Annotated in this window: 13 protein-coding genes and 1 tRNA gene; 4 read left to right on the forward strand and 10 right to left on the reverse strand. The window is 53.8% G+C overall.

Going from position 1 to position 15,563, the window contains the following annotated elements; translation table 11 throughout:
* Positions 1–454 precede the first annotated feature (454 nt).
* The 3 genes from actP to acs all read right to left on the reverse strand — a co-directional run bounded on the left by actP (position 455) and on the right by acs (position 4,466).
* On the reverse strand, positions 455–2,107 hold the full coding sequence (gene actP, locus ACGS9J_RS26150; RefSeq protein WP_442233509.1) for a cation/acetate symporter ActP: 1,653 nt from the start codon (positions 2,105–2,107) through the stop codon (positions 455–457).
* Positions 2,104–2,415 (reverse strand): DUF485 domain-containing protein, encoded by a 312-nt coding sequence (locus ACGS9J_RS26155; protein WP_129983717.1) that lies wholly within the window; start codon positions 2,413–2,415, stop codon positions 2,104–2,106. Before ACGS9J_RS26155 ends, actP begins: the two co-directional genes overlap by 4 nt.
* Before the next feature lie 92 nt (positions 2,416–2,507).
* A complete protein-coding gene (gene acs / locus ACGS9J_RS26160) occupies positions 2,508–4,466 on the reverse strand; it encodes an acetate--CoA ligase (protein ID WP_442233510.1) in 1,959 nt (652 codons plus the stop codon).
* Positions 4,467–5,300: 834 nt separating this feature from the next.
* Here acs and gltP point away from each other — a divergent pair.
* Positions 5,301–6,617 carry a glutamate/aspartate:proton symporter GltP gene (gltP, locus tag ACGS9J_RS26165; RefSeq protein WP_442233511.1) on the forward strand — a complete coding sequence of 439 codons (1,317 nt, stop codon included), beginning with the start codon at positions 5,301–5,303 and terminating at the stop codon, positions 6,615–6,617.
* 71 nt (positions 6,618–6,688) lie between these two features.
* On the opposite strand, the gene actS is transcribed toward gltP, so the two are convergent.
* Positions 6,689–7,438, reverse strand: a complete 750-nt coding sequence (gene actS / locus ACGS9J_RS26170) for an amidase activator ActS (protein ID WP_442233512.1) — start codon at positions 7,436–7,438, stop codon at positions 6,689–6,691.
* Between the two features lie 211 nt (positions 7,439–7,649).
* On the opposite strand from actS, the gene ACGS9J_RS26175 reads away from it, so the two are divergent.
* On the forward strand, positions 7,650–8,273 hold the full coding sequence (locus ACGS9J_RS26175) for a DUF2238 domain-containing protein (protein ID WP_442233513.1): 624 nt from the start codon (positions 7,650–7,652) through the stop codon (positions 8,271–8,273).
* 121 nt (positions 8,274–8,394) lie between these two features.
* On the opposite strand, the gene ACGS9J_RS26180 is transcribed toward ACGS9J_RS26175, so the two are convergent.
* From ACGS9J_RS26180 to aspA, 6 genes are all read right to left on the reverse strand, one after another.
* Positions 8,395–8,470 (reverse strand) — tRNA-Phe (locus ACGS9J_RS26180).
* 159 nt (positions 8,471–8,629) lie between these two features.
* The gene (dicD, locus tag ACGS9J_RS26185) at positions 8,630–9,205 is read right to left on the reverse strand and encodes a division control transcriptional repressor DicD (protein WP_442233514.1); all 576 of its coding nucleotides are present in this window, start codon (positions 9,203–9,205) and stop codon (positions 8,630–8,632) included.
* A gap of 40 nt (positions 9,206–9,245) precedes the next feature.
* Entirely contained in the window at positions 9,246–10,955 is a 1,710-nt protein-coding gene (locus ACGS9J_RS26190) for a protein-disulfide reductase DsbD (RefSeq protein WP_442233515.1), read from the reverse strand.
* Complete coding sequence (gene cutA / locus ACGS9J_RS26195) at positions 10,931–11,254, reverse strand: divalent cation tolerance protein CutA (RefSeq protein ID WP_048762793.1); 324 nt, start codon at positions 11,252–11,254, stop codon at positions 10,931–10,933. The genes ACGS9J_RS26190 and cutA overlap by 25 nt, the downstream gene beginning before the upstream one ends.
* A gap of 124 nt (positions 11,255–11,378) precedes the next feature.
* Positions 11,379–12,680 carry an anaerobic C4-dicarboxylate transporter gene (locus ACGS9J_RS26200; protein ID WP_442233516.1) on the reverse strand — a complete coding sequence of 434 codons (1,302 nt, stop codon included), beginning with the start codon at positions 12,678–12,680 and terminating at the stop codon, positions 11,379–11,381.
* 126 nt (positions 12,681–12,806) lie between these two features.
* Positions 12,807–14,243, reverse strand: a complete 1,437-nt coding sequence (gene aspA / locus ACGS9J_RS26205) for an aspartate ammonia-lyase (RefSeq protein ID WP_442233517.1) — start codon at positions 14,241–14,243, stop codon at positions 12,807–12,809.
* A 345-nt stretch (positions 14,244–14,588) separates the two neighbouring features.
* Between aspA and ACGS9J_RS26210 the strand changes: the two genes are divergently transcribed.
* Positions 14,589–15,080 (forward strand): FxsA family protein, encoded by a 492-nt coding sequence (locus ACGS9J_RS26210; protein ID WP_182820961.1) that lies wholly within the window; start codon positions 14,589–14,591, stop codon positions 15,078–15,080.
* Positions 15,081–15,265: 185 nt separating this feature from the next.
* Complete coding sequence (locus ACGS9J_RS26215; protein ID WP_004952634.1) at positions 15,266–15,559, forward strand: co-chaperone GroES; 294 nt, start codon at positions 15,266–15,268, stop codon at positions 15,557–15,559.
* The last annotated feature ends 4 nt before the right edge of the window (positions 15,560–15,563 follow it).

Here is a 15,563-nt window from a genome sequence, read left to right on the forward strand (position 1 = left end):
TCAGAAGTGAAACGCCGTAGCGCCGATGGTAGTGTGGGGTCTCCCCATGCGAGAGTAGGACACTGCCAGGCATCAAACAAAGTACAAAGCCTCATGCGAAAGCATGGGGCTTTTTACTTTGTCTGTTATTTGGTGTTCAGCTCGAGCATGGACATGCGAAAAGCCCGTCGGGAACGGGCTTTAACGCCGCTGGCGGCGGCCCCAAAGGGGTGAGTCTCAGGATGAGACGAGTATTGTAGGACACTGCCAGGCATTAAATAAAGCCAAGAGGCCATCCGCAAGGATGGCCTTTTTGCTATGCGGAAAAGAAAAAAAGCGCCAGCTAGGCTGGGACTTTGTATTCCTAGTCGTCATATCCCTTTTCCAGCAACACCATTAATCATCTTTATCCAAAAGAAAAGGCCCCGAAGGGCCTTTGATTAGGGGGTGTTTGCTTTTTTCACTTATTATTCGGTTAGTGCGAACTGCCCTGGGAGATCCCCAGACCGGTTTGCGAACGGACGAATTGAGAACGGAAACGCTCGCGTTCCTGCTGTCCGGCCAATGAGCTGTCGGTGACCGAGAACAACCAGGTGCCGACGAACGCAACAATCATTGAGAACAGCGCCGGATATTCATACGGATAGATGGGTTTCTCATGCCCCAGGATTTGTACCCAGATGGTTGGGCCGAGGATCATCAGGATCACCGCGGTCAGCAGACCCAACCAGCCGCCAATCATGGCACCACGGGTCGTCAGACGTGACCAGTACATCGAAAGAATGATAATCGGGAAGTTGCAACTGGCCGCAATCGAGAAGGCCAGCCCGACCATAAAGGCAATATTCTGTTTCTCAAACAAAATCCCCAATGCTATCGCCACGATACCCAGGATCACCACGGTAATCTTGGAGACGCGCAGTTCGTCGCGCTCGGTCGCTTTGCCATTTTTAATCACGCTGGCGTACAAGTCGTGAGATACCGCCGAAGCTCCCGCCAGCGTCAGGCCGGCAACGACAGCCAGAATGGTGGCAAAGGCGACTGCTGAGATAAAGCCGAGGAAGAAGTTGCCGCCCACGGCGTTGGCTAAATGCACCGCCGCCATATTGGTACCGCCCAGTAATGCCCCAGTGGCATCTTTGAACGCCGGGTTAGGGCTGACCAGCAAAATGGCGCCGAAGCCGATAATAAAGGTCAGGATATAGAAATAACCAATAAAACCGGTGGCATAGAACACGCTCTTACGGGCTTCTTTGGCGTCGCTGACGGTGAAGAAGCGCATCAGAATGTGTGGCAGACCGGCAGTACCGAACATCAAGGCCAGTCCCAGAGAGAGAGCGGAAATAGGATCGGAGACCAGACCGCCCGGACTCATGATGGCGATGCCTTTTGGATGTACCTTCACGGCTTCGGCAAACAGGGTATTGAAGTCGAAATTAACCGATTTCATCACCATTAACGCCATAAAGCTGGCACCGGCCAGTAACAGCACCGCTTTGATGATTTGTACCCAGGTGGTGGCCAGCATGCCGCCGAACAGGACGTACAGCACCATCAAAATGCCGACTAATATGACCGCCACGTGGTAGTTCAGGCCGAACAGCAACTGAATCAGCTTACCGGCGCCGACCATTTGCGCAATCAGGTACAGCGCGACCACCACCAGAGAACCACAGGCGGAGAGCGTACGGATCGGTTTTTGTTTCAGACGGTAGGAGGCGACATCGGCAAAGGTGTAACGGCCCAGGTTACGCAGGCGCTCTGCAATCAGGAACAAAATGATCGGCCAACCGATCAGGAAGCCGATGGAGTAAATCAGCCCGTCATAACCCGAGGTATACACCAGCGCGGAAATACCGAGGAAGGAAGCGGCTGACATAAAGTCACCGGCAATCGCCAGACCGTTTTGCAGACCGGTGATTTTCCCGCCTGCGGTGTAATAGTCCTGGCGTGAACGGGTGCGTTTAGAAGCCCAGTAGGTGATGTATAGTGTGGCGCCGACAAACAGCACGAACATGACGATCGCCTGAATGTTCAACGGTTGGCGCTTCACTTCACCGCCAATGGCATCGGCAAAGGCCAGACCCGGTAGCGACAGCAGAGCGGCGGCAGACAGTAAACGCTTCATTTCTTCACCTCACGCAGGATTTCTGCAGTCAGGCGATCGAATTCGCCGTTAGCGCGGAATACGTAGATCCCGGTGAGCACAAAAGAGATCACGATCAGGCCAACGCCCACCGGGATCCCGCGGGTAATGGTCGATCCTTCGGCGATCGGTGTACCCAACCACTGAGGATCGAAAGCGATCAATAAAATAAAGCCAACATAGAGCGCCAGCGTAATCAGCGAAAGCAGCCAGGCAAAGCGACTGCGTTTTCGCACCAACTCGATAAAGCGCGGGTTTTCCTCAATCCCTTGATAAATGGTGTCATTCATCAGAGTGTCTCCAGTAGGTATTGAACGAATGCGCCGCGCTTAAAGCCGACCATCGGGTCATTTACCCGCTGATCGGCCAGAGGCGGCGTAAATTATGACGGCACTTTCATTGATTGTTTTTCTTCCAACAGCTTGTCGACTACGGCCGGATCCGCCAGCGTTGAGGTGTCCCCCAGGTTGCTGGTATCGCCGGCGGCAATTTTGCGCAGGATGCGACGCATGATTTTGCCTGAGCGCGTTTTGGGCAGGGAATCTGTCCAGTGCAGCACGTCCGGCGTGGCGATCGGTCCTATTTCCTTGCGTACCCAGTTACGCACTTCGGTATACAGCTCAGGCGAAGGTTCCTCGCCGTGATTCAGCGTGATATAGGCGTAAATCGCCTGGCCTTTAATGTTATGTGGAATGCCGACTACCGCCGCTTCGGCGATTTTCGGATGAGACACCAGGGCAGATTCGATTTCTGCGGTGCCCAGACGGTGGCCGGATACGTTCAGCACATCGTCGACGCGGCCGGTGATCCAGTAGTATCCGTCTTCGTCACGGCGTGCGCCGTCACCGCTGAAATACATGCCTTTAAAGGTGGAGAAGTAGGTTTGCTCAAAGCGATCGTGATCGCCGAACAACGTACGTGCCTGGCCAGGCCAGGAGTCGGTGATCACCAGGTTGCCCTCGCAGGCACCTTCTTGCGGCGTGCCGACATTATCGACTAGCGCCGGCTGCACGCCGAAGAACGGCCGCGTAGCGGAGCCGGCTTTCAGTTCGGTGGCACCTGGCAGCGGCGTGATCATAAAGCCGCCGGTTTCGGTCTGCCACCAGGTGTCGACGATTGGGCATTTGCCGTTGCCGATTTTATTGTAATACCACTCCCAGGCTTCTGGATTGATAGGCTCGCCGACCGACCCCATGATGCGCAGTGAGTCGCGTTTGGTGCCTTCGATCGCCTTGTCGCCTTCGGCCATCAGGGCGCGAATGGCGGTTGGCGCGGTGTACAGGATATTGACCTGATGCTTGTCGATCACCTGTGACAGACGGTTGACGCCAGGGTAGTTCGGCACGCCTTCAAACATCAGAGTAATGGCGCCGCAGGCCAGCGGACCATACAGCAGATAGCTGTGGCCGGTAACCCAACCAACGTCGGCGGTACACCAGTACACGTCGCCATCGTGGTAATCGAACACGTACTTAAAGGTCATGGCGGCGTAAACCAGATAGCCGCCGGTGGTGTGCAGCACGCCTTTGGGTTTGCCGGTCGAGCCGGAGGTATAAAGGATAAACAGCGGATCTTCCGCATTCATCTCTTCCGGTGGGCAATCGGCTGAAACGCCTTCGGTCAGATCATGCCACCACAGGTCGCGTCCTTCCTGCCAATAACCCGGCTTGCCGGTACGCTGGAACACCACGACGTTAGCGACGCTTTTCACGCCAGGGTTCTTCAGCGCGTCATCGACGTTTTTCTTCAATGGCACGGAACGCCCGGCACGCAGGCCTTCGTCAGCGGTGATAACCAGTTTGGAGTTGGAGTCGATAATTCGCCCGGCGACCGCTTCCGGCGAGAAACCGCCGAAGATCACCGAATGCACGGCACCGATGCGGGCGCAGGCCAGCATGGCCACGGCGGCTTCTGGCACCATTGGCATATAGATAGCCACGACGTCGCCTTTTTTAACGCCCAGCTTTTTCAGCACATTGGCGAACTGGCAGACATCGTGGTGCAGTTGTTTGTAGGTTACTTTTTTCGACTGGGTGGGATCGTCACCTTCCCAGATGATGGCGGTTTGGTCACCGCGTTCGGCCAGGTGGCGATCGAGGCAGTTGGCCGCCAGGTTCAGAGTACCGTCTTCAAACCAGCGAATGCTGATATGGCCGGGATCGAATGAGGTATTTTTGACCCGGCTATAAGGCTTTATCCAGTCAAGGATTTTTCCCTGCTCGCCCCAGAAGGTTTCCGGGTCTTGCACAGATTGTTGATAATATTGTTGATATTGTGTCGGACTGATCAGGGCGTGTTCTGCAATTGCAGAAGGAATAGCGTGTTTATACACTTGGCTCATGGCTTTTCTCCTTGAAGTTGTTAATAATATGTCAACTGAAGGTTAAGTATAGTTTGCTCCGATTCTTTGTTTCTTTTTTGCGCGGCAGATCACGCAACGAAGATATTGATTTGTAATAGTTCTGCCCCATTTGTGTTGGGCATCTATCTGCTTGGTGAGAAAAAACGCTCAAATACGAAGTTTCCGTCAGAAAACACTATCTAAAGAACTAAAAAGAATAACCAATTCGGTAATAAGTCCGCGTTTTATCGATATTAGTGAAGGCAAAACACCGCAGTTAAAACCTCTGTTAAGCCCTTTCGGAACATAGCCCACCTTTAATATTCGATGTCGCTATTAATAGCCGGGCGGTCAGTCATTCGCGTTAATAAGAAAACGATTTGAGAATTATCCTAATAAATAGAGAGGGTTCATGAGGTCTAATAACGGCCGAGCATTTTCATTTTTAAAACTTTAATGTAACAAAATACAAACATTCCTATCGGACTAAATATGCAAGATTAGCGAAAATAAACGCATTTTTACTCTGCCTGAAAAGCTAAATGATGAGTGGTTCCGTGATGCTTATCACATAAAATTATGCTTTTAATAACAAACAATTATGCTGGGTTAAATTAATTTTCAAATTCATTGATGGTTATATTTTGCACAAAACCTAGATAAAACAAGGCTTGCAGAGCATGCCGTTCAAGTGGTACAGATTTAAATAGCGTCCCACTAAGGGCAGGTGCGCGCTTCGTTGTCATCAACATAAGCCTGTATTAAATGATTAAGTATTCTTTTCGGCGCATTATTTTAAATACGCAGAAAAGAGTCTTTGAGGACTTTTTGGGTATGAAAAGTGTAAAAATCAGTCTTGCTTGGCAAATCCTGATCGCGTTGGCGCTGGGTATTATCGTTGGGGCGGTGCTCCATAACCAGGCGGAATCCCGTGAGTGGTTAGTCAGTAATATTCTTAGCCCGGCGGGTGATATATTTATTCGCCTGATTAAGATGATTGTCGTGCCGATCGTTATATCTACACTGGTTGTCGGTATCGCCGGGGTGGGAGATGCGAAGAAGCTGGGTCGGCTCGGATTGAAAACCATTATTTACTTCGAAGTGATCACCACAATCGCCATCGTGGTGGGGCTGACGCTAGCTAATGTTTTTCAACCCGGTCACGGCATCGACATGTCGACACTGACTGCGGTCGATATCTCGCAGTATGAAAAAACCACGGAGCAGGTGCAAACGGGTTCTCACAGCCTGGTTGCCACTATCCTGTCGTTGATCCCGTCGAACATCTTCGCCTCGATGGCGAAGGGCGACATGCTGCCGATCATTTTCTTCTCGGTCCTGTTCGGTCTTGGCCTGTCATCATTGCCGAAAGAGACCAAAGAACCATTGCTGAAGGTGTTCAAAGCCGTTTCCGAAAGCATGTTCAAAGTCACTCATATGATCATGCGTTATGCGCCGATCGGGGTGTTTGGTCTGATTTCGGTGACCGTCGCCAACTTTGGTTTCGCCTCGTTGTTGCCTTTGGCGAAGCTGGTGCTGTTGGTGTACTTCGCCATTGCCTTCTTCGCTTTGGTGGTACTGGGGGCGGTTGCTCGCCTGTGTAATCTGCGCATCTGGACGTTGATTCGTATTCTAAAGGATGAACTGATCCTGGCCTTTTCTACCGCCAGTTCCGAAACGGTACTGCCGCGCATCATTGAAAAAATGGAGGCTTATGGCGCACCGAAGGCGATCACCAGTTTTGTGGTACCGACCGGCTACTCCTTCAATCTGGATGGTTCAACGCTGTATCAGAGCATCGCCGCCATCTTCATTGCGCAGCTGTACGGTATTGAATTGTCTCTGGGTCAGGAAATTGTCCTGGTAGTGACGTTGATGCTGACCTCGAAGGGTATTGCCGGCGTCCCGGGCGTGTCCTTTGTGGTGCTGTTGGCGACGCTGGGTAGCGTCGGGATCCCGCTGGAAGGTCTGGCATTTATCGCCGGTGTTGACCGTATCCTGGATATGGCGCGCACGGCACTGAACGTGGTGGGTAATGCGTTGGCGGTGTTGGTAGTGGCGAAGTGGGAGCACCAGTTCGACAGCAAAAAGGCGCGGGCTTACGAGCAAGCGTTCTTATCCGGCAACGTAAAGCAGGTCAAAGAATCTTAATGACCCTGTGACTTGATAGAGAAAAACCCGCCTTGTGCGGGTTTTTTTTCATCCATTTTGCCGATGAGAGATCAACAGGAAGGTGCGGAACCTTGCGGCGGCAAGAAGCGCAGCGGATCCAATGCGGTGGCGCGGTAGCGGATTTGGAAGTGCAGCATGACCTTATCGGTTCCGGTGCTGCCCATGGTGGCAATTTTCTGCCCGGCCTTCACTTCCTGCGCGTTGCGCACCAACAGGGTGTTGTTGTGGGCATAGGCGCTGATGTACTCATCATTGTGCTTGATCATAATCAGGTTGCCATAGCCTCGCAGTTGATTGCCTACATAGACCACCCGGCCTTTGGCTGCTGCATAGACCGGCTGACCACGGTTACCGGCGATATCAATGCCCTTATTGCCGCCGTCGGCGGTAGAATATTTGCTGACGATATTGCCCTGAGTAGGCCAGCGCCAGCATTTGATGCTGCTGCGGATCGGGGGGGTAACGGCCGCAATTTGGCCCGTCGATTTTGTTTTGCGTGTTTTGCCTTTCTTCGCCGTGGTGTTATTCAACGCCAGTTTTTGACCAATCTCGAGATTGTAAGGTTTGGGGATCTTGTTGCGCCGCGCCAGTTCGCTGACTTCGCTATTGGTGATCCAGGCAATATAGAACAGGGTATCACCGCGTTTGACGGTATAGGTATTGCCGTTATAGCTGCCTCTGGCCAGGCTATCGTAATCACGGTTATAGGTGTTGGACTTCTTTCCCGAGCCACACCCCAGCAACCCAAGACTGATGACGCACACGGCAATCAGCCGCCATACAGCGAATGTGCTTCCCATACTCAAATGTCGTCCTTTAACGTCGTCGCGCTTATTAGTTATGCTGCCAGGCCGTGCCTGTGCGGCGGCATAGTGATCTTCGTATAGTAACATCAACGGCTTTGGGGTCAAAAACGCTGCCTGGCGACCTCGGTGGACGGCGCAGTATGTCCCCCTCATTTTGTCACTGTTATAATAAAGCCAAATCTTTCACAGTCTTGGTACCTTTGCCATGTCCCTATTCTCATCCCGTTATTTATTGCCTGCCGCAGCGCTGCTGCTGATTGCATTGCTGATTTACAGCGGCGCATACCCCTATGACAGAATGACCTGGTTGATGGAGGTCATGCCGGTTGTGCTTGCGCTGGCGGTGTTGTGGTTGACCCGGCGGCGTTATCCGTTGACTCCTCTGTTGTACCAGCTGATTTTTCTCCATGCGCTGATTTTGATTTTTGGCGGTATGTACACCTACGCGCGCGTACCTGCCGGGTTTTACGTGCAGGAGTTATTGGGGCTGGGGCGGAACCCCTACGATAAACTTGGGCACTTTTTCCAGGGGCTGGTACCGGCGCTGGTTGCACGGGAAATACTGCTGCGTGGGGAGTATGTTCGGGGCAGGAAAATGTTGGGCTTCGTGGTGTGCTGCATTGCGTTGGCCATCAGCGCGGTTTATGAACTGATCGAATGGTGGGCTGCATTGGCATTGGGGCAGGGCGCCGATGAGTTTCTGGGGACGCAGGGCGACCCGTGGGATACCCAGTCTGACATGTTCTGTGCCCTACTGGGGGCCGCGTTCGGCCTGTTGCTGTTCAGTCGCCGACAGGAGCGGCAAATTGCCCGCTTGGCGGTAAAATAGCTTTCTTCCCGCTATCCACTAAAGTGTCAGGTTTTACTCTGCAGCTCATAGTCCGGCCTGTTCGATGAAGAGTCCTGTCTCAGAAAGCAAAAAACCCGCCATAGGCGGGTTCTTCTAAATATGGTGCCCGGACTCGGAATCGAACCAAGGACACGGGGATTTTCAATCCCCTGCTCTACCGACTGAGCTATCCGGGCAACGCGCAGCATTAAACCGTATTGGCCGAAGGCAGTCAACGGCTTTGTGAATGAAATAAGGCAAAACGCGTCCGGTTGCTGGCTTTTCAGTCAAAGGGAGCAAAAAAAACGCGAGGTGGGCTTAAAGTACCGTGGTTGCCGTTGCCGCCACGGTGTCATTCAGCTTAATGCACCATTTCTGCGGCACTGAGCGACCTGCAAGATGTCTTCCGCCAGCCGCTTGGCGACGGATACGTCCTGTAGCTGGCGTTTTACCAGCAGTTTGCTGAGGCAGCCCTCTTGGATCAGTTCCATCTGCTGCGCCACCATATCCGCGTCGTCGGCGTCCATTTCGCGCAGCAGGTCGCGGGTCAGCTCCAGCGAGGTCAGCTTTTGCTGCTCGGCCAATTGGTGGATAGGGTGATCCACTTCAGGGAAAAAGCTGCAGGCGGCAATAAACAGGCAGCCGGGATAACGATCGTGTTTGACGTACTCTTCCAGAACGTCATAGCGTGCCAGCAGTTTTTGCTGTGGGCTCAGCGCTTCGTCCAGCAACAACTGGCGACGCCAGGTATCGATTTGCTGGCCGTGATAGCGCAGGCAGTCATACAGCAGCGCTTCGCGATCCGGCCAGAAGCGTTTCAGGTCGCCCGGCGGTACGTCGAGTTTTTCTGCCAGCATTTCCAATGTGGTGGTTGCCAGGCCCTGTTGTTCCAACAGCCCCAGTGCCGTATCAAGAACTTGTTCGCGTTGCACTTGTGCTCCCTCCAAATTCGGTTCCGAATCTCAGTGTTATTTATTGCACTACTTTCTGCAAATGCGCGTTGAACGCTGGAGCATCCATAAATCCGGTCACCCGCTGGCTCGACAACTCTTGTCCTGCGCCGTTAAAAAACAGAATGGTCGGCAAACCCAGGACTTGCAAGTGCTTGAGCAACGCGGCCTGTTCGGCATTGTTGGCGGTCACGTCCGCTTGCAGCAACACGGCATTGGCCAGCTTAGCCTGAACGGCCGCATCACTAAAGGTATACTTTTCGAACTCTTTGCAGGCGACGCACCAATCGGCATACAGATCCAGCATCACCGGTTTTCCCTGTGCCTGTTGTAGCGCCAGATTGAGCTGCTCTACGTTATTAACCTGCGTAAAGTTCAGGTGCGGCGCGGTCTGCTGCGTACTGTTGGCGCCAAAAGCCCAGTCTTGCAATGGCCGTGCGGCGATCACCGCCGCCGCCAGCAGCAGCATCTGTAAAACACGTGCCCAGCCGCGAGAGGTTTTCAGGCTAAGTGCGAATGCCCAGCCGAAGAACGCCAGGCCCAGCAGGCTCCACAACCGCAGCCCCCACAGATCGCCGATCACGCGTTCCAGCAGAAACACCGGCAGGGCGAGGATCACAAAACCGAAAGCCTCTTTGACATACTGCATCCACGGGCCGCTACGCGGCAGCAGGCGGTTGCCGAATAGGGTAACGAGCACCAACGGGATCCCCATGCCCAACGCATAAAGGTACAGGGTGCCGCCACCGGCCCACATATTGCCGCTCTGGGCAATGTACAGCAGGATCGCGCTGAGCGGCGCGGTGGTGCAGGGGGAACAGATCAATCCGGCCAGCGCACCCATCAGGAACACGCCGGGCAGCGAACCGCCCTTTTGGGTGTTGCTCCAGCCTGCCAGGCGCGTTTGCAGCGAGGCCGGCAGTTGCAGCGAATACAGGCCAAACATCGACAACGCCAGCGCGATAAACAGCGCCGAGAGGCCGATCAAGACGTACGGATGTTGCAGCGCCGCCTGGAACTGCAGCCCCGCGGCCGCGACCACCAAACCCAGCAGGGTATAGGTCAGCGCCATGCCCTGCACGTAAACCACCGCCAGTGCCAGAATGCGCCCGCTGCTGTGCGGTTTTTCACGGCCCAAAATGATGCCGGAAATCAGGGGGTACATCGGCAACACGCAGGGGGTGAAGGCGATACCGATACCGATCAGCAATGCCCACAGCGGTGAAAACGGCAGGTCATTGGGTGCTGATGCCGGTTCCGCTGGCGTATCGGTTAACGCAACGGTGGAGGCGCTCACGGCGTTTAACGGGATCACGCGTGTTTCCGGCGGGTAGCAGAAGCCGGCTTCTGCGCAACCCTGATAGGTCACGCTCAGGCTGGCGTCGGCCGTCGCCTGCTGCAACGGAACCTTCAGATTCAGCTGCTGCTTGAAAATGGCGACCTCGCCAAAGAATTCGTCTTTATGACTCAGTCCGGCGGGCAGTTCGAAGGCACCCAGCGTGGCCTGTTTCGGCACCAGCTTGATCTGTTGACGATAAAGGTAATAACCGGGGCGGATTTGCCAGTCCAACGTCAGCTGGTTGTCTTGCTGTTTGAAATCAAAGGCGAACGCCTGATCGACAGGCACGAACTGGCTGCCGCCGTTTTGGCCGAACAACGAGGCCTGAGCCGCCTGTGGCAGAAAGAACAGGCTGCAAAGCAGAAAAATCAGTTTAATGAGGCGTTGATCCATAACAGGTAGTCTTTATCTCCGGCCATCACCGGCAGCACCAGCAGCTCTGGCGTCTGGTAAGGGTGATGTTGTTTCAGGTAGCTGAGCAGGGCGTCTTGATGGTGGCGATCGCTTTTGAACAGCATCTGCACTTCATATTCCTGTTCCAGTTTCCCTTCCCAGTAATATAACGATGTTGCGCCGGGCAGCAGCGTGGCGCAGGCCGCCAGCTTTTCCCCCAGAACCCGGGCCGCCAGGTCTTGTGCCGTGGCCTCATCGGGTGCGGTGCAGAGTATGACGACAGCTTCGCAATCAGACATCTTCAGCCCTCTCATCCAGATTATCAGTGGGCACTATACCTTGAAGGACGGTCAGCTAGAAGGCGAGTTTATCGCCAGTGGGGCAGGGACAGAGGAAACCGGGGCCGCAGCCCCGGGTGAGGCATTACAGCATCACGCTGCCCAGCAGGAAGCCAAACAGCACCGCCAATATCACCCCGATGGTGCCGGGAATAAAGAACGGGTGGTTAAACACAAAACGGCCGATACGGGTGGTGCCGGTGTCATCCATCTGTACCGCGGCGACCAGCGTCGGGTAAGTCGGCAGGATAAACAGGCCGGAAACGGCGGCGAAGGAGGCTACTGCGGTCAGAGGCGACACGTTCAGGGCCAATGCCATCGGCATCAGCGCCTTGGCGGTGGCCGCCTGAGAATACAGCAGGGCCGAACAGAAGAAGAAGATCACGGCCAACAGCCACGGGTGCGATTGGATCACCGTGCCTGCCGTATCTTTGATCCAGTCAATATTGGCCTGCACAAAGGTGTCACCCAGCCAGGCCACGCCCAGAATACAGATACAGGCGCTCATGCCGGCCTTAAAGGTGCTGGAGTTAAGCACCATGTCGGTATCGACACGGCACAGCAGGGTGGTCAGGGTGGCGACACTCAGCATGATGATCAGAATCGCGTTGGTGGTGTTCATCAAGGGTTTTGCCACCAGGCCCAGGCCCGGGCTGTTGATGATGGCGTAGGCCACTACGCACAGCACGCCCAGCAGGAACAGCAACACCGACACTTTGGCGCGCGGTTTGATTTCCATGACCTTGTTGCCGCGCAGGGTAACCAGACCTTCTTCCAGGCGCTTGAGGTAAACCGGATCGTCAGACAGTTTGGAGTCGAACAACCAGCTCACCAGCAGCGACATCACCAGCACGGCGCAGAAGGTAGAAGGCATCACGACCATCAGCAGGTGCAGATAGCTGACGCCGTGACCTTCCATCACTGAGGACATGTACACCACTGCGGCGGAAATCGGCGAGGCGGTGATGGCAATCTGGGCGGATACCACGGCGGTAGACAATGGGCGGCAAGGCTTGATGCCCTGCTCTTTCGCCACTTCGGCGATCACCGGCAGTGCGGAAAGCGAAATGTTACCGGTCCCGGCGAAGATAGTCAGAAAATAGGTGACGATCGGAGCCAGAATGGTGATGTGTTTAGGGTTCTTGCGCAGCAGTTTTTCAGTTTGCTGAACCAGATAATCCATACCGCCGGCAACCTGCATCGCCGAGATCGCGGCAATCACCGCCATGATGATGGAAATGACGTCGAACGGAATGCTGCCCGGTTTCACGCCAATCAAAGCCAGGACCAAAACCCCCAGCCCGCCTGCAAATCCAATCCCGATACCACCCAGCCTGGCCCCTAAAAAAATGGCCAGCAGAACGATAACCAATTCTACGGCTAACATAGTGTCTACTCCTTAAAATAAGTTTTTTTGAAAACGAAACGTTAAAATTATGTGGGCGACGGAAAGTAAAAAGGCACGCTATCCAGGGGGATTTAGCGTGCCTTCTTGGGCTACCGGGTGTGGCTGTTATTGTTCATTTTCATCCGTATAGCGTTTGGCTTTGTACGCCGGGTGCATCAGGTTCTCCACGGAGAAGATGTCATCCAGCTCGGCTTCGGTCAGCAGACCGCGTTCCAGCACCACTTCACGTACGCTCTTGCCGGTTTCGGCGCAGATCTTCCCGACGATGTCACCATTGTGGTGGCCAATGAACGGGTTCAGATAGGTGACGATACCGATAGAATTGAAGACGTAGTGTTCACACACTTCTTTATTCGCGGTGATGCCGTTAATGCATTTTTCCAGCAGGTTATAACAGGCGTTGGTCAGGATGTGGATTGACTCGAACATGGCCTGGCCAATCACCGGCTCCATGACGTTCAACTGCAGTTGGCCCGCTTCGGCCGCCATGGTAACGCAAGTGTCGTTGCCAATCACCTTGAAACACACCTGATTGACCACTTCTGGTATCACCGGGTTCACCTTGGCTGGCATGATGGAAGAGCCGGCCTGCAGTTCCGGCAGGTTGATCTCGTTCAGCCCGGCGCGTGGGCCCGAAGACAACAAGCGCAGGTCGTTACAGATTTTAGAAAGCTTGACCGCGAGACGTTTCAGCGCACTGTGCACCATCACGTAGGCACCGCAGTCGGAGGTGGCTTCGATCAGATCTTCGGCCGGTACTACGGGCAGGTTGCTGACTTCCGCCAGTTTTTGTACCGCTAACTGCGAGTAGCCTTCCGGTGTGTTCAGCGCCGTACCGATAGCGGTGGCCCCCAGGTTCACTTCCAACAGCAGTTCGGCGGTGCGATGCAGGTTGCGGGTTTCCTCTTTCAGCAACACGCTGAAGGCATGGAATTCCTGACCTAAAGTCATTGGCACGGCATCCTGCAGCTGGGTGCGCCCCATTTTCAGGATGGTTTCAAACTCTTTTGCCTTGAGGTCAAACCCTTCGCGCAGCTGGTTGATGGCGTCGATCAGCTTTTGGTTGGAGGCGTAAACCGCAATGCGGAAACCGGTTGGGTAAGCGTCGTTGGTGGACTGGCACTTGTTGAGGTGATCGTTAGGGTTCAGGTATTGGTATTCGCCTTTCTGGTGGCCCATCAGTTCCAGGCCGATATTCGCCAGCACTTCGTTGGTGTTCATGTTCAGTGAAGTGCCTGCGCCGCCCTGGAACACGTCCACTGGGAACTGGTCCATGCATTTGCCTTTATCCAGCACTTCATCACAGGCCTGGATGATGACGTCAGCGATTTTACGCGGAATGGTTTTTAGTTCTTTATTCGCCATCGCTGCGGCTTTTTTTACCATTACCATGCCACGGACAAACTCGGGCACGTCGCTGATTTTACTGTTGCTGATATAAAAGTTTTCAATCGCACGCAGAGTATGAACACCGTAATAGGCTTCTGCGGGGACTTCACGTGTTCCTAACAGGTCTTCTTCGATACGAATGTTATTTGACATGTGAACCTTCTTTGTATTGCTGCCGAATTAATTAATTGTCAGGGAACCAAATTATGTTGCCGAAGGCTTCAGGCATGAAACGATTAACCACAGTGCCCGTTGCTGCCCAGATCATATGCTGGTTAGTAATAAATGACTGAATCCAGATCACCTTATGAGTCTTCTGAAATTGCCTGTTTTCGGTTCTGTGATCCCTTTCACGTTTATTAACTTTAGCAATAAAAAAGGGCCCTTGGTTGAAATGAACACCGGCAGGCCCCATTGTATTTAGGTCGGCCGTTTACCGGCCCCCTTTTCGCGCCGTCGCCCATGTGCGGTTGCGCAGATCTACCAGAGGAGAACCAGGTGCGCTGGTTACCGTTACTGCTGATATTTCTGTTGGCTTACATAGAAATATCTCTATTTATCAAAGTCGCCGCCGTATTGGGTGTCGCGATAACCCTGTTGCTGGTAGTGTTCACCTCCTGCGTCGGCATTTCGCTGGTGCGCAATCAGGGCATGAAAACCTTCATGCAGATGCAACAGAAACTGGCCGCGGGTGAAAGCCCGGCGTCGGAAATGGTGAAGAGCGTCTCACTGGTGTTGGCGGGCTTCTTGCTGCTGGTACCGGGGTTCTTTACCGATTTCCTCGGCCTGTTGCTGCTGTTGCCGCCGGTGCAGAAATCGCTGACGCTGAAGCTGATGCCGCATCTTTCCGTTTACCGTCCCGGCGGTTGGAGCCAGGGGGGCGACGCTGCCAACGGCAACACCTTCGACGGCGAGTTCCAGCGTAAAAACGACGATCGCTATACGCTGGATCATCAACCCGACGATCATGACAAACGCAACGATCGTTGAAAAAACGCGGCTCAGGCCGCGTTTTTTGCATCCGTAGCCCAGTATTACCATCAAAAGCGAAAATTTTTTTGACCGGCCCCTTGAAGGGGGATGGAATGCCCCCATTTCAAATTCCACGAGGCCGGTAATAACAATCCGGTGACAACCCTAAATCTGATAGAGACCTTCTTACAGGAGAGCGTTCAATGAGTATTCGTCCATTGCATGACCGCGTTATCGTCAAGCGCAAAGAAGTTGAATCAAAATCTGCTGGCGGCATCGTTCTGACTGGCTCTGCAGCGGGTAAATCTACTCGTGGTGAAGTTGTGGCAGTGGGTAAAGGGCGTGTTCTGGAAAGCGGCAACATCCAGCCGCTGGATGTGAAAGTTGGCGATATCGTGATTTTCAACGACGGTTACGGCGTGAAAGCAGAGAAGATCGACAATGAAGAAGTGTTGATCATGTCCGAAAGCGACATTCTGGCAATTGTTGAAGCGTAAGCAC

The sequence above is a fragment of the Serratia quinivorans genome, from assembly GCF_052113645.1.
Classification (GTDB): Bacteria; Pseudomonadota; Gammaproteobacteria; order Enterobacterales; family Enterobacteriaceae; genus Serratia; species Serratia quinivorans_B.